This is a genomic window from Aeromonas sp. R7-5 (assembly GCF_040908015.1).
Lineage (GTDB): Bacteria > Pseudomonadota > Gammaproteobacteria > Enterobacterales > Aeromonadaceae > Aeromonas > Aeromonas caviae.
Map to the genome: position 1 here is coordinate 66,412 of NZ_JBFOCZ010000020.1, position 20,330 is coordinate 86,741.

Annotated in this window: 23 protein-coding genes, 1 tRNA gene and 2 pseudogenes; 18 read left to right on the forward strand and 8 right to left on the reverse strand. The window is 63.9% G+C overall.

Annotated features, from left to right (window positions below):
* The first annotated feature begins 235 nt into the window (after positions 1 to 235).
* The 3 genes from AB5Y53_RS07115 to pdxY all read left to right on the forward strand — a co-directional run bounded on the left by AB5Y53_RS07115 (position 236) and on the right by pdxY (position 3,015).
* A complete protein-coding gene (locus tag AB5Y53_RS07115) occupies positions 236 to 799 on the forward strand; it encodes a hypothetical protein (RefSeq protein ID WP_010674879.1) in 564 nt (187 codons plus the stop codon).
* Positions 800 to 877: 78 nt separating this feature from the next.
* Entirely contained in the window at positions 878 to 1,633 is a 756-nt protein-coding gene (locus AB5Y53_RS07120; protein ID WP_103260218.1) for a DUF429 domain-containing protein, read from the forward strand.
* 518 nt (positions 1,634 to 2,151) lie between these two features.
* Positions 2,152 to 3,015, forward strand: a complete 864-nt coding sequence (gene pdxY / locus AB5Y53_RS07125; RefSeq protein ID WP_139737954.1) for a pyridoxal kinase PdxY — start codon at positions 2,152 to 2,154, stop codon at positions 3,013 to 3,015.
* A gap of 40 nt (positions 3,016 to 3,055) precedes the next feature.
* Here pdxY and AB5Y53_RS07130 read toward each other — a convergent pair whose 3' ends face one another.
* From AB5Y53_RS07130 to AB5Y53_RS07145, 4 genes are all read right to left on the reverse strand, one after another.
* Positions 3,056 to 3,364: an antibiotic biosynthesis monooxygenase gene (locus AB5Y53_RS07130; protein ID WP_069651329.1), complete on the reverse strand. Its 309-nt coding sequence runs from the start codon at positions 3,362 to 3,364 to the stop codon at positions 3,056 to 3,058.
* A gap of 104 nt (positions 3,365 to 3,468) precedes the next feature.
* Positions 3,469 to 3,975: a GNAT family N-acetyltransferase gene (locus AB5Y53_RS07135; RefSeq protein ID WP_010674875.1), complete on the reverse strand. Its 507-nt coding sequence runs from the start codon at positions 3,973 to 3,975 to the stop codon at positions 3,469 to 3,471.
* Between the two features lie 101 nt (positions 3,976 to 4,076).
* Positions 4,077 to 4,469, reverse strand: coding sequence for an NUDIX domain-containing protein (locus tag AB5Y53_RS07140; RefSeq protein WP_010674874.1), 393 nt, complete (start codon positions 4,467 to 4,469; stop codon positions 4,077 to 4,079).
* 26 nt (positions 4,470 to 4,495) lie between these two features.
* Positions 4,496 to 5,047, reverse strand: a complete 552-nt coding sequence (locus AB5Y53_RS07145; RefSeq protein ID WP_368181473.1) for a class IV adenylate cyclase — start codon at positions 5,045 to 5,047, stop codon at positions 4,496 to 4,498.
* A gap of 267 nt (positions 5,048 to 5,314) precedes the next feature.
* Between AB5Y53_RS07145 and AB5Y53_RS07150 the strand changes: the two genes are divergently transcribed.
* From AB5Y53_RS07150 to AB5Y53_RS07165, 4 genes are all read left to right on the forward strand, one after another.
* Complete coding sequence (locus AB5Y53_RS07150) at positions 5,315 to 6,160, forward strand: DUF5718 family protein (RefSeq protein ID WP_368181474.1); 846 nt, start codon at positions 5,315 to 5,317, stop codon at positions 6,158 to 6,160.
* A 268-nt stretch (positions 6,161 to 6,428) separates the two neighbouring features.
* Entirely contained in the window at positions 6,429 to 6,761 is a 333-nt protein-coding gene (locus AB5Y53_RS07155) for a YnfA family protein (RefSeq protein ID WP_041211490.1), read from the forward strand.
* A gap of 23 nt (positions 6,762 to 6,784) precedes the next feature.
* Positions 6,785 to 7,240: a GNAT family N-acetyltransferase gene (locus AB5Y53_RS07160; protein ID WP_368181476.1), complete on the forward strand. Its 456-nt coding sequence runs from the start codon at positions 6,785 to 6,787 to the stop codon at positions 7,238 to 7,240.
* 62 nt (positions 7,241 to 7,302) lie between these two features.
* Positions 7,303 to 7,743, forward strand: coding sequence for an acetyltransferase (locus AB5Y53_RS07165; protein ID WP_201934514.1), 441 nt, complete (start codon positions 7,303 to 7,305; stop codon positions 7,741 to 7,743).
* A 70-nt stretch (positions 7,744 to 7,813) separates the two neighbouring features.
* On the opposite strand, the gene AB5Y53_RS07170 is transcribed toward AB5Y53_RS07165, so the two are convergent.
* Both AB5Y53_RS07170 and AB5Y53_RS07175 read right to left on the reverse strand, forming a co-directional pair.
* On the reverse strand, positions 7,814 to 9,202 hold the full coding sequence (locus AB5Y53_RS07170; protein WP_104452968.1) for a DEAD/DEAH box helicase: 1,389 nt from the start codon (positions 9,200 to 9,202) through the stop codon (positions 7,814 to 7,816).
* Between the two features lie 261 nt (positions 9,203 to 9,463).
* The gene (locus AB5Y53_RS07175; RefSeq protein WP_069651324.1) at positions 9,464 to 9,940 is read right to left on the reverse strand and encodes a glutathione peroxidase; all 477 of its coding nucleotides are present in this window, start codon (positions 9,938 to 9,940) and stop codon (positions 9,464 to 9,466) included.
* Between the two features lie 208 nt (positions 9,941 to 10,148).
* Here AB5Y53_RS07175 and AB5Y53_RS07180 point away from each other — a divergent pair, with 208 nt between their 5' ends.
* The 6 genes and pseudogenes from AB5Y53_RS07180 to AB5Y53_RS07205 all read left to right on the forward strand — a co-directional run bounded on the left by AB5Y53_RS07180 (position 10,149) and on the right by AB5Y53_RS07205 (position 14,149).
* Entirely contained in the window at positions 10,149 to 10,757 is a 609-nt protein-coding gene (locus AB5Y53_RS07180) for a 2OG-Fe(II) oxygenase (RefSeq protein WP_041211488.1), read from the forward strand.
* 200 nt (positions 10,758 to 10,957) lie between these two features.
* Positions 10,958 to 11,947 carry a D-alanine--D-alanine ligase gene (locus tag AB5Y53_RS07185; protein ID WP_041211487.1) on the forward strand — a complete coding sequence of 330 codons (990 nt, stop codon included), beginning with the start codon at positions 10,958 to 10,960 and terminating at the stop codon, positions 11,945 to 11,947.
* A 189-nt stretch (positions 11,948 to 12,136) separates the two neighbouring features.
* A complete protein-coding gene (locus AB5Y53_RS07190; protein WP_368181478.1) occupies positions 12,137 to 12,886 on the forward strand; it encodes a tRNA-uridine aminocarboxypropyltransferase in 750 nt (249 codons plus the stop codon).
* A gap of 119 nt (positions 12,887 to 13,005) precedes the next feature.
* Positions 13,006 to 13,119: pseudogene (locus tag AB5Y53_RS07195) on the forward strand (DTW domain-containing protein); the annotation flags it as partial.
* Positions 13,120 to 13,121: 2 nt separating this feature from the next.
* Positions 13,122 to 13,238 (forward strand): annotated as a pseudogene (locus AB5Y53_RS07200) (DTW domain-containing protein); the annotation flags it as partial.
* 131 nt (positions 13,239 to 13,369) lie between these two features.
* A complete protein-coding gene (locus AB5Y53_RS07205; RefSeq protein ID WP_010674863.1) occupies positions 13,370 to 14,149 on the forward strand; it encodes a TSUP family transporter in 780 nt (259 codons plus the stop codon).
* A 52-nt stretch (positions 14,150 to 14,201) separates the two neighbouring features.
* On the opposite strand, the gene AB5Y53_RS07210 is transcribed toward AB5Y53_RS07205, so the two are convergent.
* Positions 14,202 to 15,134: a LysR family transcriptional regulator gene (locus AB5Y53_RS07210; RefSeq protein WP_266136499.1), complete on the reverse strand. Its 933-nt coding sequence runs from the start codon at positions 15,132 to 15,134 to the stop codon at positions 14,202 to 14,204.
* 51 nt (positions 15,135 to 15,185) lie between these two features.
* Positions 15,186 to 16,103, reverse strand: a complete 918-nt coding sequence (locus tag AB5Y53_RS07215; protein WP_368181480.1) for a DMT family transporter — start codon at positions 16,101 to 16,103, stop codon at positions 15,186 to 15,188.
* Between the two features lie 178 nt (positions 16,104 to 16,281).
* Here AB5Y53_RS07215 and AB5Y53_RS07220 point away from each other — a divergent pair, with 178 nt between their 5' ends.
* The 5 genes from AB5Y53_RS07220 (at position 16,282) to AB5Y53_RS07240 (ending at position 20,202) form a co-directional block, all read left to right on the forward strand.
* The gene (locus AB5Y53_RS07220) at positions 16,282 to 17,169 is read left to right on the forward strand and encodes a helix-turn-helix domain-containing protein (protein ID WP_128345424.1); all 888 of its coding nucleotides are present in this window, start codon (positions 16,282 to 16,284) and stop codon (positions 17,167 to 17,169) included.
* A gap of 62 nt (positions 17,170 to 17,231) precedes the next feature.
* Positions 17,232 to 17,354, forward strand: a complete 123-nt coding sequence (locus tag AB5Y53_RS07225) for a hypothetical protein (protein WP_256094327.1) — start codon at positions 17,232 to 17,234, stop codon at positions 17,352 to 17,354.
* Between the two features lie 76 nt (positions 17,355 to 17,430).
* A complete protein-coding gene (locus AB5Y53_RS07230) occupies positions 17,431 to 19,065 on the forward strand; it encodes an ATP-dependent endonuclease (protein ID WP_039038583.1) in 1,635 nt (544 codons plus the stop codon).
* A gap of 106 nt (positions 19,066 to 19,171) precedes the next feature.
* Complete coding sequence (locus AB5Y53_RS07235) at positions 19,172 to 19,891, forward strand: hypothetical protein (RefSeq protein ID WP_010674858.1); 720 nt, start codon at positions 19,172 to 19,174, stop codon at positions 19,889 to 19,891.
* Between the two features lie 234 nt (positions 19,892 to 20,125).
* A tRNA-Met gene (locus tag AB5Y53_RS07240) sits at positions 20,126 to 20,202 on the forward strand.
* The last annotated feature ends 128 nt before the right edge of the window (positions 20,203 to 20,330 follow it).

Consider the following 20,330-nt stretch of genomic DNA (forward strand, 5'->3'; position numbering starts at 1 on the left):
TCATCCCTGTGTTACGTGTTGTTTGCTCTGTTCAAACACACGTTTGAGCATTCTGCAACCAATCCACCTTTGGTGTAAATGACATAAATGTTAGTTTCTGTTTGAATTTTCCAATCCGCCGAGAGAGCCATCCCCGGATTCAGACGAGAGGTGACGCAGGGAAAGGGCCGGGACCTCGTCCCCCGGGGCCTGCGCTGGTACCCTTGAGCCACACCCTCTTCACAAGGAATCTCCGATGAAACCGTTCGCCCTGCTGCTCGGCTGTGGTGCCCTGACCCTCGCCGGTGTCGCTCAGGCCAGCACGCCGGTCCAGATCTCCCTGCCCGGTGTCAACCTGCCCTCGTCCAATCAGGTGGAAGGGGCACGGGCTTCCTTCCTCTACGGCCGCACCGGTCAGGTGAAGGGGATCGATCTGCCGGTGTTCGCCCTCTCCGACGTGGATCAGTTCACCGGCCTGCAGCTTGGTGTGTTCTTTGGCGCGAGCCGGGTGCGCCACCAGTTTGGCGGGGTCGCCATCAACGCCGTCAACTGGCACGAAGGGCAGGATACCGGCCTCAATCTGGGCTTCGTCAACCTGACCAACAATGTGAAGGGGCTCAACTGGGGGGCGGTCAACATCGCCCAGGGCAATGCCCTGGCCAACGTCGGCTTCGTCAACTATGCCGAACGCACCACGTTCCAGCTGGGGTTCGTCAATGCCACCAAGCACCTGGACGGCTTGCAGATTGGCTTGGCCAACTACGCCGAGAACGGCATCTTCCCCATTCTGCCCCTGATCAACTTCAAGAAATCCTTCTAGGGACCAAGTTGCCCTTGCTTTAGGAGGGGCAGCCATTACCCTGATGCTCCATCAAGGCTGCACAGAGGTAACAGGGGCATGACAACGGAACACATGGACGCCATCGGCATCGGCTGGGACGTGAGGGGCTGGCAGGGCAATGCCCAGGCGGTGGCGGTGGTGGGTTGGCAGGCCCGGGAGTCGCGTCTGCACTGGCTCGGGATCTCCCCCCTGTTTCGGCTGAGCTCCCGGGTCGCGCCGGATCTGGATGCCCTGCTGCGCCCGGCCCTGCAAGACGAGGTGGCGCTGATGCAGGTGCTGGCCTGCCCGCGACTTGCTCTCGGCATCGATGCGCCCCTGGCCTTTCCCCGCGCCCTCGCCGATCTGCTGGCGGGGCGGGGGAGCGGCTTTCCCGTGCCTCAGCGGGAGATTGACAACCCTTACGCCTACCGGGATTGCGAGCGCTGGCTCCATCAGCACTATGGCAAGAAGCCCCTCTCCGCCACCTTCGACAGGCTCGGCAACAACGCCACCCTGGCCCTCTCCATGCTGCCGCGCCTCGGGGATCTGCAACTGGTGCCAAAACAGGCGAGGGCTGCCGGGCGCGCGGTGCTGGAGGTCTATCCCGCCCTGGCCAAAATGGGGGGCAAAGCCTCTGCGGTGCGGCCCGAGCTGCAACCCCACCTGCCGGTGTCCCTCATCCCTGGAACGGATCCCTATGATGCCGCGCTCTGCGCCCTGATGGCCCTGCAATTTGCGGCCGAAGGGGCCGTCACCTCGCTGCCCGCCCTGGTGGACCTGCCGGACGAGATGGCACCGGACGAAGGCTGGGTCTACCACTTCGCCCGGGATTGAGACGCCCAAGGGCACTGCGCTCCCTCTGATGATTTCTGGAGACAGCAAGTCACGGCACTGGTGACGTGACTTGCTGTCTCCACTGCGTATGGCTTGCCGTTGCCACGGTGTCAGGCAAGGGTAGGCCGCCTTTGTCCTGTGATCTTCCGACGTCTTCTTGACCCTTGCCATTGTTACCTTATTTTGCGACTGCCGACTGCCGACTGCCGACTGCCGACTGCCGACTGCCGACTGGCGCCTTTTCATCGGACCTCATCCTTGATCCCGACTGTTCATGGTTGGTTGAAAAATCATCTTGTATGCCATCAGACAAGAGGCGTCCAGGTACATTTATCACCCCGCAGCAGCGGGGGAGATGGCTCCAGGGTTGTGCAGAAACAGGGTAGCGGCGGTCAAATATGCGGCAGGTTAAGCCTGCTGAAGCATAAATAGGGAGTCATGGCGTTAATTGCTGGAAGAGCCGTCTCTTCATCCGATATATTGCCTCTTTTCCTCAGGCTTCTTGTGCGGTGGTGTCGATGAAACGCATTCTCTCTATCCAGTCCCACGTGGTGTTTGGCTGTGCCGGCAACAGTGCCGCCGTGTTCCCCATGCGCCGTCTCGGCATGGAGGTGTGGCCCATCAATACGGTGCAGTTCTCCAACCACACCCAGTACGAGGCGGGTTGGCAGGGAATGGCGATGCCGGCGGGCCACATTGCCGCCCTGTGCCAGGGGCTTTGCAATATCGAGGTGCTGGCGCGCTGCGATGCGGTGCTGAGCGGCTATCTGGGCTCGGCGGAGCAGGGGGACGAGATCCTGGCGGTGGTGGCGGCGGTGAAGCGAGCCAATCCGGCGGCCCTCTATTTCTGCGATCCCGTGATGGGGCATCCGGAGAAGGGGTGCATCGTCGCCCCGGGCGTCACCCGCTTTCTCACCGAGCAGGCCCTGCCGGTGGCGGACATCATGGCCCCCAATCTGCTGGAGCTGGAGACTCTGTGCGATGTCCATCTGACAACCCTGGCCCAGACCCGGGTCGCCGCACGCCAGTTGCTGGAGAAGGGGGTGAAGATGGTGCTGGTCAAGCACCTGGGTCGCGCCGCCAGCGTCCCCGGCCGCTTCGAGATGCTGCTTGCCACCCCCGAGGGAGACTATCTGATCGCCCGTCCCCTTTACGATTTCGCGCGCCAACCGGTGGGCGTGGGGGATCTCATCAGTGCCCTGATGCTGGCCAACCTGCAGGCGGGATATGATGGGGTGAGCGCCTTCGAGCGCACCAACGCCGCGGTGGATGCGGTGCTGCGTCAGACCTGGGAGGCGAATGCCTACGAGCTGCAGCTCATCGCGGCCCAGAGCGCCTTTGCCGATCCGCAGATTGCCCACAGGGCCGAGCGACTGGCCTGACGCCATTGATCAGCCCGTGACGGGACGGGATGATCAAGGCTCAGCTTGCGGCGCTGATCGGTGTTGCATCCTGAAAATGTTCGACCCTGGGGAAGGGGTCGTAGAAGTGGTGCAGCAGGGCCTTCCACTCCTGGTACCGGGGGGAGCCCCTGAACCCCCGGGTGTGATCTTCCAACCGTTCCCACTGCACCAGCAGCAGGTAGTGATGGGGATCGTCCAGGGCACGCTGCAACTGGTGGCCCAGGTAGCCGGGCATGGCGCTGATGATGTGCTGGGCCCGGGCGAAGGCCTGCTCGAAGTCAGTGGCCTTGCCGGGAATGATCTGCAGATGGGCGACTTCCAATATCATGATGGCTCCTTGCCGATGAGTCTGATTGAACCAAAAACCTATGTGCGCCGAGCCTTGGAGGGGACAAAACCGGCACGCTGTCCGGTCTCGCCAGGCCGTCTGCCTCAGAGCTGCTTGTAGAAGAACTGGGTGGCGGCCAGGGTGCCGTCCCCATTGCGGGCGAAGTCCGGGATCTGGCCGGCCTCCTGATAGCCGAGCTGGCGATAGAGGCTGGAGGCCACGTCGCCGACCCGGGTATCCAGCACCAGCAAGGTACGCCTGGCGTCCCGGGCCCCTTGCTCCATGGCGTTCATCAGGGCTCGGCCCACCCCCTTGCCACGGGCCTGGCTGTGGACCATCAGCTTTTCCACTTCGGCCCTGTGGCCCCCGTTGGCCTTGGTGCACAGGGAGAGCTGCAGGGCGCCCACCAGATGGTGCTGATCGAACGCCACCCAGAGCTTGCGCACTCCATCCGCCAGCTCCCCCTCGATGCCTTGCCAGTACGCCAGCCCCTGCTCTTCCTGCAGGGGAGGCAGAAAGCCCACCGAGGCACCGCTGGCCACGCAATCTTGCAGCAGGGCGATCAGCGCCGGTTTGATGCCTCTGGTACTCTCGACCTCAAGGATCTCCATTGAATGTCCTCATCTTCTCTCTTGGCCCACGTGGGGGATTAACGTCTCGGGCGCGGACTCTCCTGCCGGTGCCATCGTCATCCGGTCAGGTGCGCCGTCTCTTAATGGATCAGTCCCTGCGCTGCCAGCCACTGGAACAGCAGGCGGGAGACGGGGGAGACTTCGGCCAGGTGGCGGCTGTCCAGCCAGCGCAGCTCGGCGATCTCCGCCGAGGCGACGGGCGTGCCGTCGGCGTCCCCCGTGTAGCAACGCAGATTGACATTCACCCCTTGCGGCTTGCCGTCCGCCTGGGCGCTGAACTCGCAGGCGAACGCCAGGGTGTCGGGTTTCAGGATGACCGCGAGCTCTTCCTCGATTTCACGAACGAGGGCCGCTTCGTCGCTCTCGCCCGGCTCGCGCTTGCCCCCCGGAATGTAGTAGATGTCCTTGCCGTGGGAGCGGGCGCACAGCAGTTGTCCCTCCTTGAAGGTCAGCCAGGCGAGTTTGTCGATCATGGGCAGATTCCTCTTGTTGCCGCTTGTCAAAGGGGGGCTCGCTGCTCGCACAAGGTGCGATAGGAGCGGTTTTCCCGCATCTCGGGCGCCAGTCCCAGCCGGCTAGCCAGCGCCAGCAGTTGTGCGCGGTAGGCGGGCAGGGCGGCCTCGTCGTCAGTCATGATGGCGAGCTCGGCAAAATCACCGACGCCTGCCAGGTGATCCACCGTGACGTGGAAAGCCCCCAGAAAATAGATGCTGCGCCGCTTGTCGATGGTCAGCACCGGCCGGTAGCCCAGGGTGCGCACCATGCTGGCCGCCTTGTCCGCATCGGTGATGTTGACCGCCTCGCAGCGATCGGGTCCGGGCCCTTTGACTATCCAGAGCCGGATGCCGCTGGGGGCCATGGTGCGAATGATCAGGCTCTTCTCCTCTCGGGCCAGGGCACCGTCTGCTGTGTCGAAGTAGCAGTCCTGCTCATGATTGTCCGCCACCATCACCTCGGGGCCGAGGGCCGTGAGGGTATGCACAAAGGCGGCGCTGTCCGTCAGGCGGTATTTGAACTCCACCTCGAAGCGCCCCTGAAAGTGGGTGGTCATGGCCTTGCGACGGCTCCCGAACGGCAAATGAATAGGGCAGCCTAGCAAAAGTGCCGGGCTCTCCCAAGCATCGGGATCACAGCTTCGCATCGACTGCTGACTTTATGACCAGATGGTGAGGGAAAATCCGCCCTGGTGCACAGCTTGTGGCCCGGTGGCTGGGCGCCGTACGGGGGCTGTGCTCTAATAAGCTCCCTCTTTGGCGGTATTTCCGCCCTGAACAACGACAACGAGGCGGCGGCCCCGGCCGCGCCAGTGGAGCCACAGATGCAGATCACCTCACAGACCCCCTTTATCGGACTGGGCGTGGCGGGCAACTTCGCCGGTCACCTGGAGCAGGCAGGGGAGGCGGCGGATTTCGTCGCCGTCAAGGTTGACGACAAGGTCGCCCCCAAGGCGCTGTTCCCCTTCTATGTGCCGAACCATCCCGGCCAGCTCGGGGTCTTTCCCCTGAGCGGCGAGGCCATCTTCCTGCCGGAGGCGGCGGTGAGCGGGGACGAGAAGGTGCAGATTGAACCCGAGGTGGCACTGTGGTGCGAGCTGGAGTACGCGGGGGAGCAGGTGGTGGCCATCCATCCCAAGGCGTTTGGCGCCTACAACGACTGCTCCATCCGTCGCCCCAATGCCAACAAGATCAGCGAGAAGAAGAACTGGGGTGAAGAGAGCAAGGGGCTGGCCGCGAACCTGCTGCCCCTGACCCACTTTGCCGCAGGATGCGAGCTCGATGACTACCGCATCGCCTGCTATCTGGAGCGCGGCGGCGAGCTGCACCCCTACGGGATCGACAGCGCGGCGGTGGATTACAGTTATTTCCACGATCAGTTGCTGGCGTGGGCCATCGACAAGTTCAACCATCAGCAGGACGAAGGCCCGGCCGAGCATATCCAGGGGCTGCTGGCCCAGGCGGGGCGCCCGGCCCATGCGCTCATCAGCATTGGCGCCACCCGCTACACCCCCTTTGGCGAGACCCACTTCCTCGCTCCCGGTGACACCGCCTGCGTGGTGGTCTACCCCGCCAGTCGCTACGACGAGCAGGATATCCAGGAGGCCATCCGAGCCCGCCGCTTCGGGCCGGATGTCTCCGTGCTGCTGCAGGCGGTCAAGACCCGCTAATCCTGTCGTCAGGCCCGCTTCGGCGGGCCTGACTGTTTTTAAGCACAGCGCAGCCCGTTCCCTGTCGGCTTTCTACCCCCTGTTTGCATACCCTCTATAACTACCGCACGCCATGCCAAGCGCATGATGTTCCTCGATCCTGTTCGCGCTCCGCCATCTGCCTCCCGTGCCCTGAACCGTGCACCTCGAAAGCCGATTGCAGTGGCTGGATATAACAGTATGATTTGCCACAAGAAGTCCATTCTGCCTGCAAGGATTCCGAGTATTCATGGTTGAACTCAAGACCCTGGCCCTGTTTCTGGTGACTGCGGTTGCCGAGATCCTGGGCTGTTATCTCCCTTATCTCTGGCTGACCCAGGGCAAGAGCGCCTGGCTGCTGCTGCCCGCGGCCCTGAGCCTGGCCCTGTTCGCCTGGCTGCTCTCATTGCACCCGACCGCCGCTGGCCGCGTCTATGCCGCCTATGGCGGCGTCTACATCTTCGTGGCCATTCTCTGGCTCTGGGCCGTAGATGGCATCAAACCCAGCCTGTGGGATCTGGTGGGGGCCGGGGTGGCCCTGATCGGCATGGCCATCATCATGTTTGCCCCAAGACCCGCCTGATATCGATGCCAAGGGAGATCAGCATGATGACGACAGTGGTGATAAGAGAGTGTGAGGCGCAGGACTTGGCCGGGCTGCTGGCCCTTTATCAGGAACTCAGGCCTCAGGACCCCGTGCTCGACGAGCAAGGGGCCCGCGAGGGATTGGCGGCGATGCTTGATCTGCCCCATCCCCGCATCATGGTGGCCCTGGTGGAGGGCCAGCTGGCCTCCAGCTGCCAGCTCGGGGTGATCCCGACCCTCACCAACGGCGGCCGACCCTTCGGCATCATAGAGCATGTGATCACGGGCGCCGCGTTTCGCCGCCAGGGGCTCAGCCATCAGTTGCTGGAGCATACCCTGGCGCTGGCCTGGGAGCTGGATTGCTACAAGGTGATGCTGCTCTCGGGGGAGGGGCGTGATGAAGCCCACCGCCTCTATGAGAAGCTGGGCTTCAAGGCCGGCATCGAGAAAGGGTTTGTTATCAAGGCGCCGCAATAAGTCCCATGGACTGCTGCATCATCAAAGGCGTGGGCTGTTATCCGCAACATATTGAGGTAGCGATGAAAATTGACGCCGCACAAAAGTGCGATCACCCAACCCTTATCACCATCTGGGAGGCCTCGGTGCGCGCCAGCCACCACTTCCTGCAAGAAGCCGACATAGCGGCCCTGAGGCCCTTGATCCTGGAGCACTATTTTGATGCCGTGACGCTGAACTGTGCCAGAGTAGACAATGGCGAGATCGTCGGTTTTATCGGGGTGGCCGAGGGCAATATCGAGATGCTATTCATCGCTCCCGAGGCGAGAGGGGGCGGGGTCGGCCGCCAGCTGGTGGACCACGCCATCCGTTGTCTGGGGGCGACTCGCGTGGACGTCAACGAACAGAATGCCCAGGCTGTCGGCTTCTACCAGCACCTGGGCTTCGAGGTGACGGGGCGCTCCCCCCTGGATGGCCAGGGCAAGCCCTATCCGCTGCTGCACATGGCCTTGGCCGCCGGTTAAGGGCGCCAGAGCATAAAAAAACCGCCCGAGGGCGGTTTTTTGTTGTGCAGGCGGTTTGGCTCGCGCCCCCTCACTCCTCGCTGGAGTTGTCCTGATAGTCGCCCCGCTGGGCCTTGGGCAGACGGCGCATGGGGGCGAAACCGATGTCCTCGCCCACCACTTCTCGCTTGCGGGACTTGTTTTGCGCAGGCTGGGCAGGCTTCTTGGCGCCATCCCCTTTGCCTTTCCCGGCGGCGGGCTTGCCCTTGGCGTTGGCATGGCCACGGGCACGCGGCGGGTTTTGCACCGGCTTGCTGCCCGGCAGGGTCTGACGGCTCGGCTTGCCGCTCGGCTCGTATCCTTCCAGGATCTCCACGGTCAGGGATTGGCCGATCAGCGCCTCGATCTCCTTGAGCTGACCCAGCTCGTCCTGGCTCACCAGAGAGATGGCCTCGCCGCCGCGCCCGGCACGGCCGGTGCGGCCGATGCGGTGGATGTAATCCTCCGCCATCTGGGGCAGCTCGAAGTTGATCACGTGGGGCAGCTGATCGATGTCCAGGCCGCGAGCGGCGATATCGGTGGCAACCAGCACCCGCACCTTGCCTTCACGGAAGTCCGCCAGCGCCCGGTTGCGGGCCCCCTGGCTCTTGTCACCGTGGATGGCGACCGTATCCAGGCCATCTTTCTGCATTTGCTGGGCGAGCCTGTCGGCAATCTGTTTGGTGCGCACGAACACCAGCACCCGCTGCCAGTTGCCACGGCCAATCATGTGGGAGAGCATCTCCCGGCGGCGCTCCCGATCGACCTGGATGATGCGCTGGCTTACCTGCTCTGCGGCGGTGTTGCTGGGATCCACCTCGATGAGGGTGGGATCCTTGAGCAGATCGTCCGCCAGCGCCTTGATGTCATTGGAGAAGGTGGCGGAGAAGAGCAGGGTCTGACGCTCCTCCGGCAGGGCCTTCATGATGCGGCGAATGTCGGTGATGAACCCCATGTCGAGCATTCTGTCCGCTTCATCCAGCACCAGTACCTCGAGGGCGCTCAGGGTCAGGGCGCCCTGGGTCAGCAGATCCAGCAGGCGGCCCGGGGTGGCGACCAGGATGTCGACCCCGAGCTTGATGGCGTCCAGGTTCGGCTTGATGCTGACGCCGCCATAGGCGATCAGGGTACGAAACGGCAGGTGGTGGGCATATTTGATGATGCTCTCGCCCACCTGGGCGGCCAGCTCCCGGGTCGGGGTCAGCACCAGGGCTCGCACCTGGCGACGACCGCCACGGCCGTGGTTGGCCAGCAGTCGATGAAGCATGGGCAGGGTGAAACCGGCCGTCTTGCCCGTGCCTGTCTGGGCGCCGCCCAGCACGTCCTGCCCGGCCAGGATGGCGGGAATGGCTTGCTGCTGGATGGGGGTGGGTTGTTCGTAACCCAGCTCCTTGACGGCCCGCAGGATGTGCGGTGACAGACCCAGTTCATTGAATGACATGTTCGAGGGACACTCCGAGCCTTGGGCTCAACGGGTGACGGCAGCCTTGGTCCGTCACGACATGGAAAATAGGGTGGGTCGCCATCGAGGCTGGGCCTGAGCCCGGCAAAGCGACCGCACAAGAGACAGTGGGCGCGTAATATAGCAGATGCGAGGCGTACGCGCAGCAGCCGTGTCGCGAGCAGGGTTGCTACGGCCATCCCGGCAGGGAAAGGCCAGGGGGCTGCGAAGAGGTGCCCGGTTCGCCTCGGCGCACGCCCGTCAGAGCAGTCCCTCGATGGCCTGCACCAGATCCTCCGGCCTGGTCTGGGGGGCGAAGCGCTCCACCACCCGGCCTTCTCGGTCAATCAGGAACTTGGTGAAGTTCCACTTGATGGCCTCGCTGCCAAGGAGTCCGGGCTTTTGCTCCTTGAGCCAGCGATAGAGGGGGTGGGCCCCGGCGCCGTTGACCTCGCACTTGGCCATCAGGGGGAAGCTGACCGGGTAGTCGAGAGAGCAGAAGCGGGCGATCTCCTCGGCATCGCCCGGCTCCTGATGGCCAAACTGATCGCAGGGAAAGCCCAGGATCTCGAAGCCTTGGGGGCCGAACTGGCGATAGAGGGCCTCAAGCCCGGTGTATTGGGGGGTAAAACCGCAGCGGCTTGCCACGTTGACCACCAGCACGACACGGCCCTGCAGATCGGCGGTGGACCAGGCCGTGCCATCGAGTCGTTGCAGGGGGATGAGGGGCAGGGGCATGGTTTCTCCTGATGCAAGAGGGGCGACAAGGCGCCCGGGGGACAATCCTTGCACGTTAACGGGCCGAGGGCCGGGGAGCAAGGGGGAGGGCGTCTGTGCCCCCCAGACTCCTATTGATGGCGGGACTTCTCAAGAGAAGCAATCCGGTTTGTGCCGATGGTCCGAAGTCGCTACAAAGCGCACTCTCTCCCCTCGCTGCGAGCCTATCTTGGACTATCAAGCCGTCATGGATGCCATCTACACCCGGGGTTGGGTGATAGTGGATGATTTTTTAACCGCCGCCGAGGTGGATGCCCTCAAGGCCTGCCTGCCGGACGAGTGGCGACCGGCGGGGATCGGGCGCGAGACCCTGCATCAGGACAACCGCGATATCCGTCGGGATCAGATCCACTGGCTCGACGCCTCCCTCGGCGCGCCGGTGGCCGACTATCTGGCCCGGATGGAGTCCCTGCGGCTGGCCGCCAATCGCAGCCTGATGCTGGGGCTGTTCGACTACGAGGCCCACTTTGCCCGCTACCGTCAGGGGGACTTCTACGCCACCCATCGTGACGCCTTCGCCGGGCGATCCAACCGCCGGCTCACCTCGGTGTTCTACCTGAACAACGACTGGCAGCCAGAGGCGGGGGGAATATTGCGGGTCTATGACGACAGCGAGCAGTTTCTGATGGATGTCTCCCCCCGGGGCGGGCGGCTGGTGCTCTTCCTGTCTGAAGAGTTTCCCCACGAGGTGCTGCCCGCAAGCCGGGAGCGCTACAGCATTGCCGGCTGGTTTCGGGTCAACGGCAATGGCGCCGGGCGGGTCGATCCCCCCCGCTGAGCGCATTTCATCCTGTTTCTGACACAGGAAGAGACTTTTATCTGCCCGGGCAGGGGGAGGTGCGCCCCATCGGCTGACAAGGCTTCCCCTCCCTTGCTACACTGCCCGCACTTATGTTCGTTTCTGGCTTCGTCCGGTTTTCATGCGGTTGGGTTTGACATGGTGATGACGAAGCCGCTTCTCCCAAGGGATCACATCTAATGAAGAACATGCATGTCTTGCTGCTGTGCGGCGGTGGCGGCTCCGAGCACGAAGTCTCGCTGCGCAGCGCCAATTTCCTCGAAAAACAGCTCGGGCTCCTGCCCGGTATCGAAGTGACCCGGGTCGAGATGTTTGCCGACCGCTGGCTCTCCGCCGACGGTCGCGAGTGCAAGCTGGGGCTGGACAAGCTGCTCTCGTTCGACAGCGTGGCCCGTCCGGTGGACTACGTGGTGCCCTGCATCCACGGTTATCCCGGTGAAACCGGCGATCTGCAATCCTTCCTCGAGCTGGCCGGCCTGCCTTATCTGGGTTGTGACGCCGAGGCGAGCAAGGTGTGCTTCAACAAGATCACCACCAAGCTGTGGCTCACCGCCATCGGCATCCCCAATACCCCCTACCTGTTCCTGACCGAGCAGGACGAGGCGAGCCTGACCGAGGCAAAAGCGGCGCTGGCCAAGTGGGGTAAGGTCTTCATCAAGGCGGCCTCCCAGGGTTCTTCCGTGGGTTGCTACTCCGCCAGCAACGAGGCAGACCTGGTGAAGGGCATTGCCGATGCCTTCGGTTACTCCGAGCAGGTATTGATCGAAAAAGCGGTCAAGCCCCGCGAGCTGGAAGTGGCGGTCTACCAGTATGGTGACGAGCTGGTGGCCACCTATCCGGGGGAGATCTGCGTACCCCAGGACAAGTTCTACACCTATGAAGAGAAGTACAGCAGCGCCAGTCACACCGAGACCGCACTCAAGGCCGAGGGGCTGACTCAGGCCCAGGCCGATGCCATCCACGAGTACGCCTTGAAGGCGTTCCGTCAGCTCAAGCTGACCCATCTGTCGCGCATCGACTTCTTCCTGACCGAAGAGGGGGAGATTTTGCTCAACGAGATCAACACCTTCCCGGGCATGACCTCCATCTCCATGTTCCCGAAACTGCTGGAGCATCACGGCCACAGCTTCGCGCACTATCTGGAGCAGATCCTGCGAAAGGCGGTCTGACATCGCCAGACCCGGTTGCAACGGATGGTGAGTAGGGGCCTCAGGGCCCCTTTTTCATGGGGGCGAGGCGGGCAGAACGCTGGAGGGAAGGGGGCAGGGCGCCGCCCGGCAAGCCTTGCCGCCAGGAGGGCGCACCGTTACAATCAGCCCCCTTTTGTCCCGCCACAGGCACCGTCAGAGCCGCGTTCCATGAAGCCCATCCCCGATCACGCCGTCAACCGCCTGCGCATCTGGCGCAAGAGCGTCTCGACCCGACCCTTTCTTGCCCGTGGCGGCAGCGTGCCACGCTGCGATGCCTGCCAGCTGCGCCACGACTGGTGTGCCTGCGACTGGCGCCCGGCGCTCAAGGCCGAGGCCGGTTTCTGCCTCATGATGTATGACAGCGAGCCCATGAAGCCCTCCAACACCGGGCGCCTCATCGCCGACGTGCTGCCGGACTCCACCTGGGCCTTTCTCTGGTCGCGTACCGACCCCCATCCCGAGCTGCTGGCCCTGCTGGCGGATCCCGCCTGGCAGCCCTACGTGGTCTTTCCCGCCAGCGAGAAAGCACCCGACCGCCTGACCGGCGAGGTGGTTCTGGCCCCCGGCAAGAAGCCGCTGTTCATCCTGCTGGACGGCACCTGGCCCGAGGCGCGCAAGATGTTCAACAAGAGTCCCTATCTGGACGGCTTCCCGGTGCTCGCCATCAAGCCGGATGCGCTCTCTACCTACGGCATGCGCGTCGCCCACAGCGACGAGCACCTGTGCACCGCCGAGGTGGCCGCCTGCGTGCTGGAAGTGGCCGGGGAGCTGCGGGCGGGACAGGCGCTGCAGCTCTGGTTCAATCTCTTTAGCAGCCGCTACATGGCTGGCCGGGTAAGCCGTGCGCCCGGTGAGGATGAAGCGCCCCTGCTACAGGGGCTGGAGGCCATCAAGGGCCAGAACCGCGCTCTGGATTAATCCTCATCAGCAGCCGCTACATGGCTGGTCGGGTAAGCCGTGCACCCGGTGCGGATGAAGCAGTCCCTGCTGCAGGGGCTGGAGGCCATCAAGGGCCTGAGCCGCGCTCTGGATTAATCCTTATCAGCAGCCGCTATATGGCTGGCCGGGTGAGCCGTGCGCCCGGTGCGGATGAAGCGCCCCTGCTGGAGGGACTGGAGACCATCAAGGGCCAGAGCCGCGCTCTGGATTAATCCTCATCAGCAGCCGCTAGATGGCTGGCCGGGTGAGCCGTGCGCCCGGTGAGGATGAAGCGCCCCTGTTGCAGGGGGTGGCGGTTATCAAAGCACAGGTCCTCTCGCACGCTGATTGATGAAATTAAGGAATTAGTTGGCTGCCATTGTTTCGTTGGCTTCATGAGCCCGCCCTCGCTAGGATAGCGAGCTGTTGACTCCTTCAGGCTCCAGGCCATGCCGGGCGCCGCCAATCACACGAGGTCTATGGATGGAACTGGAACTGCTCACCCTGGTCGCCCTGTTCGGGGTGGCCCTCATCGCCGGCTTTATCGATGCCATCGCCGGGGGCGGGGGACTCTTGACGGTGCCGGCCCTGCTGGCCACCGGCATGCCGCCGGCTCTGGTGCTTGGCACCAACAAGTTGCAGAGCAGTTTCGGCTCCTTCTCCGCCACCTGGTTTTATGCCCGCAAGGGGCTCCTTGAGTGGGCCATCATCTGGCCGGCGGTCATCTGCACCTTCATCGGGGCGGCCATCGGCACCCTGGCGGTGCAGACCATCGATGCCGCCATCCTGGAGCGACTGCTCCCCTTCCTGCTGATGGCGTTTGCCTGCTATTTCTACTTCTCCCCCAGGGTGAGCGATGCGGAGAGCCAGCGCCGCCTCACTCCCATGGCGTTCGCCCTGCTGGTGGGCGGGGGCGTGGGCTTTTATGACGGCTTCTTCGGGCCGGGCACGGGGTCGTTTTTTGCCATCGGTTTCGTGGCCCTGGCGGGCTTTGGCATGGCGCGGGCCACCGCCCACACCAAGCTGCTCAACTTCACCTCCAACATCGCTTCCCTGCTCTTCTTCACCCTGGGGGGCAAGGTGGTGTGGAGCGTGGGGCTGTGCATGGCGCTGGGGCAGTTCATCGGGGCGCGCATGGGCTCCAAGCTGGTACTCAAGAAAGGGGTGAAGCTCATCAAGCCGCTGCTGGTGACCGTCTCCCTGGTGATGTCCGCCAAGCTGGTGTGGAGCCAGTACCCCGAGCTCTTTGCCTGGCTGGGCTGAGCCGATATCCCCCATGACGAGGGCCCGATCGCAGATCGGGCCCTCTTGCGTTTCAGCCCAGTGCCGATAGTTGCCGGAAATGGGCTTGCAGCGCCTGCACCAGGCGGGCAATGCGATCGCGCTTGAGGCTGTTTGGCCGATAGACCAGGTGGAGCGGGCGGCCCAGTCCCGGCAGGGGGCGTGCCTGTGTCCCCTGCTCACCCACCAGCGCCAGCAGGCCGGCGGGCAGGAGCACGGGGCCAATGCCTGCCTTGGCCAGCTCGATCAGCGCCAGGTAGGAATCGAGCTCCATGGCGGGGATAAGCCCGAGGGCGGCCAGGGGCTCGCGCAGATAGCGGTTGGAGGGGTTCTCCAGATCCATGGTCAGGATCTTGCGCACCTTGCCCTGCATCCCCTGACTCACGTCGCCTTCAGCCAGTTGCTTGCTGGTCACAGTTTCTTGCAAGGCGCCCTGGTGATCCGGCTGCGCCGCCTCATCCAGAGCGTCCCCCACCAGATAGAAGGGCTCCTCCAGCAGCCGTTCGGCACACAGCCCATGGCCCGGCGGCAGGCGGCCGGCGCAGATCCCGAGCAGGGCATCCCCGCCGCGCACCCGGGCCAGAATGACCGGGGTGTGGTGGGTAGAGAGGGCAATGTGGGGATCCCGTTCAAGGTAGGCGTGCATGAAGCGGGCGAGGTAGCCCGCCAGCAGGGTTTCGGAGCAGGCAATGGACAGAGGGGTCTGATCCGTGAGGATCTGGCTGTCCGCCAGCACCCCCTTCATTTCGGCGAGGCTCGGGGCTACCCGGGCGAGCAGCTCACGGGCCTGGGGAGTGAGGCGGATATGACGGCCATCCGGCTCGATGAGCTTCTTGCCAAGGCGCTGCTCCAGTTGGGCGATGCGCTTGCTGACCGCCGACTGACTGATATAGAGGCGGCTTGCAACCTTGGCCATGGTGCCTTCGCTTGCCAGCAGGCAGAGTGTCTCCAGCCCTTCCAGTAACATGCGTCCTCCCTCCTCGTGTGTTGGACGCGGTTACCTTAGGGGCTGGTGGCATCAGGGGCAAGTACCGTTTGCGGCCCTTGATAGCGGCCAGCGCCATGCCTTGACGGGGGGCGTGAAGATCACCAGGTTGCCGATGAGGCTCACCACCACGCCGACGATGGAGACCGTTTGCCAGACAAAGCCTTCATAGAAGGTGGAGAGGGTGAGGGCCACCAAGGGGAAGAGCACGGTGGCGTAGGCCGCCTTGCTGGCACCGATGCGCCCCACCAGGGTGAGGTAGGCGGTGAAGGCGATGACGGAGCCGAAGATGGCCAGATAGACCATGGCGGCGAGGTAGCGCGGGTCGGTGGGCAGGGTGAGTGACTGACCGAGTACCGTGACCCAGCCCAGCAGCAGCGCCACGCCGTAGACCATGCCCCAGGGTACCATCTGCAATACGTGATAGCCCTGGCGCTGTCCCCGGGCGGAGACCAGGTTGCCCAGGGAGAAGCAGAGAGTGCCGGCGCAGGCAAAGAGCAAGCCCTTCCAGCCGTTTGCACCCAGTTGCGCATCCGCCAGCACCGGCCAGAAGAGCAGCAGGGTGCCAAGCAGCCCCAGCAACGATCCTTGCAGCCAGCGCAGGCCCGGTCGTTTACCCTCGAACAGCCAGAGATTGAGGCCGTTGAAGATGCTGGCGCTGGCGAAAATCACCGCCGACAGGCCGCTCGGGATATAGAGGGTGGCGTGGTAGAAACAGAGGAAGTTGGTGGAAAAGAGCAACGCACCGAGCAGGGCAGCATATCGCTGGCCCGCCCAGGGCAGGCGTGGAAACTTGCCGCTCACCGTGAGCAGGGCGAACAGGGCCAGGGCCGCCAGGGCGAAACGATAGAGCACCGAGACCTCGATGGGGATGGGGCCGAGCTGCCAGGCGATGGCAATCCAGGTGCTGCCCCAGATGAGGACGGTGGAAACATAGAGCATCAGATTCATGGTGTGATCCCATCAAGAGAAGATGATGTGATCAGCATGAACCGTGAGGCGGGGTGCCGGCTTGCACCATCTTGCGGTTTTTTCAACGGAGGCGCAGCCTTTGACCATGAGGCGCGATAAGATGGCGACAGGAAAGGGGCGGCAAGTGCCAGAGAGGGACGCAAGCGTGCAGCATGCCATGCAGCAGACAAGACAGGCGGGGGTCTTTGATGCCCTGGTGAGCACCGGTGCCAGACTGGAGGACTCCTGCTGGCTGGAGCCCGGGCTCGGGGTGGCGAGCTGGTGCAACCGCTACGATCAGACCCGCTACCACAAGCCGGGCAACCACACCATCAGCGTCTACCTGCAGGGGGGCGAGCAGACCGAGCGGCTGGACGGCCCCGGTGGCCATGGCGGTGCGGGCAAGGTGTGCATCATGCCGGATCACCACAGGTCCGAGTGGCTGGTGCGCGAGGAGTTTCGCTTCTTCCACCTCTACTTCACCCCCGCCCACTTCACCCGCATCGCCGAGCAGGCGTGTGACAAGGAGGGGCGTCATCTGCAACTGGAAGACAAGACCTTCATCGACGATCCCCAGGCGGCGGCCCTGGTGCAGGGGCAATTGATGAAGCTGGACTGGCAGCATGGCATCGATCGCATGGCGCTCTCCCACGGTGCCTGGATGCTGATGCTGCACGCCTATCGCCATCACACCCGCGAGGCCCCGGCGCTGCCGGAGGTGCGCGGCGGTCTGGCACCCGCCGTGGTGCGCCGGGTGCAGGAGTATCTGCAGGCTCACCTGGCCGAGTCGGTCACTCTGGGGGAGCTCGCCCGGGAGGCGGGTCTGAGCGAATACCACTTCGCCCGGATGTTCGGGCAGAGCCTGGGCTGTCCGCCCCACCGCTACCTGCTCGGGCTGCGGCTCAAGTTGGCCAAGCAGTTGCTGGCCGGAAGCGAGCCCCTGGCCAGCATCGCCGCCCAGTGCGGCTTCTCCTCCCAGGCCCATTTTGGCAACCGTTTTCGGGAGGCGTTCGGCCTGAGTCCGGGCCAGTGGCGAGCCCAGTTGTCATTCTCCTGTCACAGATAACCCTGAGACTCTGGGCAAAAGAGGTGTACCCTCTGTCTCTTGTCCATTGAAAGGAATGCCCATTGAATCATCGCAAACGTCAGACCCGTACTCGCCATCTCTGGTTCAACCACTGGAATGCTCCCCTCTATCGCGCCACCCAGCCGACGCCGCCCGAACCGCTCGTTCCTCACAGTTCCCGCTGAAAACGCCGTAACCCGATAGGATTTTTCCGGCAACTTTGCCACTATTGCGCCATCAGGATGGACTGGATATGGCCGCATGTTTCTGGAACGCATTGAAGTCAAAGGTTTTCGCGGAATAAATCGCCTCTCCCTCGGGCTGGACAACACCACTGTGCTCATTGGCGAAAACGCCTGGGGCAAATCCAGCCTGCTGCGGGCCCTCTGGTGCCTGCTGGGGGATGCCGAGCCCTATCAATTTGGTCAGGATGATTTTCACCGGCCCGAAGATCCCGAGCTCGAACCCTCGCGCACGCTGCAACTGGTGCTCACCTTCAGCGAGTATCGTCCCCAGATGTGCCAGCACTCCCGCCGTCTGGCCCGCCTCGGGGCGGCCTGGATCCCCCACAAGGACAAGTTCCACCGGGTGCATTATCGTGCCAGTGCCGAGTTGCAGGACGATGGCAGCGTGCTCACCACCCACGACTTTCTCGACGGCATCGGCAAGAGCCTGGCCATCGACAACAACGAGGCGCTGGTGCGTCTGCTCATTACCATGAACCCGGTGTTCAGGCTGCGGGATGCCCGTACCGCCCGGGAGGGCATCGAGCGGCTGCCCTGGGGGGATCTGTGCGAGCAGCGGCTGGACGAGCTGGCCGGCAAGCTCACCGACGAGCCCCAGCGCATCGGCGAGCCTGAACTCAAGGAGGCGCTGCAGGCGGTGCAGCAGTTGATGGAGCACTACTTCAGCGCCCTGGCGCCCATCAAGCACAAGCCTCGCAGCCAGCGGGACATCGTCAATCGCCCCATGACCCTGCGCAATCCCGGCAACCTGCAGGTGCTGCTGCGCAATGCGGACAACCGGGCGCTGCAACTGGCCATGGCGGGCATGGCGGCCATGCTGCTCCACGCCCGGGGCAACCGGGAGCTGGAGGAGGGGGCCAGACCCATACTGATGCTGGAAGACCCCGAGAGCCGCCTGCATCCCACCATGCTGGCCCTGGCCTGGGGTCTGCTGGAGCAGTTGCCCGGCCAGAAGTTGCTCACCACCAACTCGGGGGACCTGCTCTCCTCCTTGCCCCTCAATCAGGTGCGCCGTCTGGTGCGCCGCCAGCAGGACATCCTCTGCCATCAGTTGGGAGGGGAGCGCTACAGCAGCGACGATCTGCGCAAGATTGCCTTCCATGTGCGCATCAACAGGCCCATGTCGATGTTTGCCCGCTGCTGGCTGCTGGTGGAAGGGGAGACCGAGATCTGGCTGCTCTCGGAGCTGGCCCAGATCTGCGGCTACAGCCTGCGGGCGGAGGGGGTGCGCATCATCGAGTTCGCCCAGTGCGGCCAGGCTCCCCTCATCAAGGTGGCCCGGGACTTTGGCATAGAGTGGCACCTGCTCACCGACGGTGACGAGGCGGGTGCCAAGTATGCAAGCTCCGCCCGCTCCCTGCTCAAGGGGGAGCGCGAGCGGGATCGGCTGACCCAGTTGCCGGCGGCAGACATAGAGCACTACCTCTACCAGAACGGGTTCGAGGGGGTGTTCCGGCGCGAGGCGGGGGTCGGGGGGCGCTCCACCCTCAACGCCGGGCGCATCATCGCCAAGGCGATCCACCATCGCAGCAAGCCAGGCATGGCCCTGGCGGTGGTGGAGGAGGCGGAGCGCCTCGGCAGCGAGCACATTCCCCCTGTGCTCAAGCAGATGTTTGCCCGGGTGGTTGCCCTTGCCCGGGGACAAAGCTGACTGGCGACGTTGGGAAGACGGAGGGAGTTTGGATATACTCCCTGCCTCTTGTCCTTCCTTACCCTGTGACGGGTGCACCCGCACCCGGACTGCTGCCGGAGACCCTATGTTCGTCCAACTTCCTTTTTGGCTCTTTCCCCTGACCGGTCTGATGGCCCTGGGGGCTCTGATCGCCGTGGGCCTCGTCCTGTGGCGCGGGGATCTCTGCCCGGGCCAGCGCTCGCGGATCACTACCCAGCTCTTCTCGGTCTGGGTGATCACCGGGCTCTCTCTGATGCTGGCGGTGGAGGCCAAGGTTGCGGGCTGGCTCATCTGGAGTGGGGGGGCCGCCCTGGTGCTCGGTATCGTGCTCTCCCTGGTCCAGTCTCGCCTGGAGGGCAAGCGCGCCATCCCCGCCACCCTGCTGTGGTTGCCCGCCATGCCGCTCGCCCTCTACGGGCTGGGTCTGATGCAGATCCAGGGCTGGCTCGGCGGCCTGCTGCAGATGGTGCTGCTGGGGTCGGCCTTTGCCCACCTGATGCTGCTGCGTGCCCGCCACCGCCTGCAAGCCTTCAATCTGCTGCTGCCCCTGGCGGGGCTGGTCTCCGCCATCCTGAGTCTTATCTGGCTGGCGGTGCTGGTGGGTTGGCAGGGGAGCAGCGCCGGGCTCGACCCGCTGATCCCCGGGGTAGTGACCCAGGCTGGCCTGCTGGTCGCAGCCCTGCTGCTCTGGTTCAGCCCCATCTACCGTCAGCAGGAGACGGCCCCCGTGGTGGTCTCCGTGACCCTGTGCGGCCTCATCATCGCCCAGATTGCGGCGACCAGCGTGTTGCACCAGCTGGCCTGATCCCGGCGCATCCTCCCGCCCGCACCTTGTTGTGCGGGCTTTTTTTATGGGAAAGAGGGGCAAGTCGGGGGGAGCGCGGGGAGGGGCTGAGGGGCGAGAGATCGCTAGCTGCCTGAAAAAACTGCGATTTGTTGCAAAAGAGCGCAGTATGTGACGGTTTATTCCCCGAATAAACTTTTTTTAGGATATTTACTTGCAATCTCAGCGTTGGCGCCTATTATGGGCGACCTCGGACGCGGGGTGGAGCAGCTCGGTAGCTCGTCGGGCTCATAACCCGAAGGTCGTCGGTTCAAATCCGGCCCCCGCAACCAACTATTTGTATCCATGGCAAGCGCATAGCGCTGCGGTGGAGACGAAGACAGCAAGAAGCAACTGCTCTGCTTTTTGTGGTGGCAATACAATTCGGACGCGGGGTGGAGCAGCTCGGTAGCTCGTCGGG

Bases quoted from the DNA above. Each gene is read 5' to 3' on its own strand.
- AB5Y53_RS07130 (WP_069651329.1), bottom strand. From the start codon at position 3,364: ATGATATTGGAAGTCGCCCATCTGCAGATCATTCCCGGCAAGGCCACT.
- AB5Y53_RS07190 (WP_368181478.1), top strand. From the start codon at position 12,137: ATGAAGCCCATCCCCGATCACGCCGTCAACCGCCTGCGCATCTGGCGC.
- AB5Y53_RS07140 (WP_010674874.1), bottom strand. From the start codon at position 4,469: ATGATCGACAAACTCGCCTGGCTGACCTTCAAGGAGGGACAACTGCTG.
- AB5Y53_RS07220 (WP_128345424.1), top strand. From the start codon at position 16,282: ATGCAGCAGACAAGACAGGCGGGGGTCTTTGATGCCCTGGTGAGCACC.
- AB5Y53_RS07185 (WP_041211487.1), top strand. From the start codon at position 10,958: ATGAAGAACATGCATGTCTTGCTGCTGTGCGGCGGTGGCGGCTCCGAG.
- AB5Y53_RS07150 (WP_368181474.1), top strand. From the start codon at position 5,315: ATGCAGATCACCTCACAGACCCCCTTTATCGGACTGGGCGTGGCGGGC.
- AB5Y53_RS07120 (WP_103260218.1), top strand. From the start codon at position 878: ATGACAACGGAACACATGGACGCCATCGGCATCGGCTGGGACGTGAGG.
- AB5Y53_RS07115 (WP_010674879.1), top strand. From the start codon at position 236: ATGAAACCGTTCGCCCTGCTGCTCGGCTGTGGTGCCCTGACCCTCGCC.
- pdxY (WP_139737954.1), top strand. From the start codon at position 2,152: ATGAAACGCATTCTCTCTATCCAGTCCCACGTGGTGTTTGGCTGTGCC.
- AB5Y53_RS07155 (WP_041211490.1), top strand. From the start codon at position 6,429: ATGGTTGAACTCAAGACCCTGGCCCTGTTTCTGGTGACTGCGGTTGCC.
- AB5Y53_RS07145 (WP_368181473.1), bottom strand. From the start codon at position 5,047: ATGACCACCCACTTTCAGGGGCGCTTCGAGGTGGAGTTCAAATACCGC.
- AB5Y53_RS07170 (WP_104452968.1), bottom strand. From the start codon at position 9,202: ATGTCATTCAATGAACTGGGTCTGTCACCGCACATCCTGCGGGCCGTC.
- AB5Y53_RS07135 (WP_010674875.1), bottom strand. From the start codon at position 3,975: ATGGAGATCCTTGAGGTCGAGAGTACCAGAGGCATCAAACCGGCGCTG.
- AB5Y53_RS07235 (WP_010674858.1), top strand. From the start codon at position 19,172: ATGTTCGTCCAACTTCCTTTTTGGCTCTTTCCCCTGACCGGTCTGATG.
- AB5Y53_RS07160 (WP_368181476.1), top strand. From the start codon at position 6,785: ATGATGACGACAGTGGTGATAAGAGAGTGTGAGGCGCAGGACTTGGCC.
- AB5Y53_RS07215 (WP_368181480.1), bottom strand. From the start codon at position 16,103: ATGAATCTGATGCTCTATGTTTCCACCGTCCTCATCTGGGGCAGCACC.
- AB5Y53_RS07205 (WP_010674863.1), top strand. From the start codon at position 13,370: ATGGAACTGGAACTGCTCACCCTGGTCGCCCTGTTCGGGGTGGCCCTC.
- AB5Y53_RS07230 (WP_039038583.1), top strand. From the start codon at position 17,431: ATGTTTCTGGAACGCATTGAAGTCAAAGGTTTTCGCGGAATAAATCGC.
- AB5Y53_RS07210 (WP_266136499.1), bottom strand. From the start codon at position 15,134: ATGTTACTGGAAGGGCTGGAGACACTCTGCCTGCTGGCAAGCGAAGGC.
- AB5Y53_RS07175 (WP_069651324.1), bottom strand. From the start codon at position 9,940: ATGCCCCTGCCCCTCATCCCCCTGCAACGACTCGATGGCACGGCCTGG.
- AB5Y53_RS07165 (WP_201934514.1), top strand. From the start codon at position 7,303: ATGAAAATTGACGCCGCACAAAAGTGCGATCACCCAACCCTTATCACC.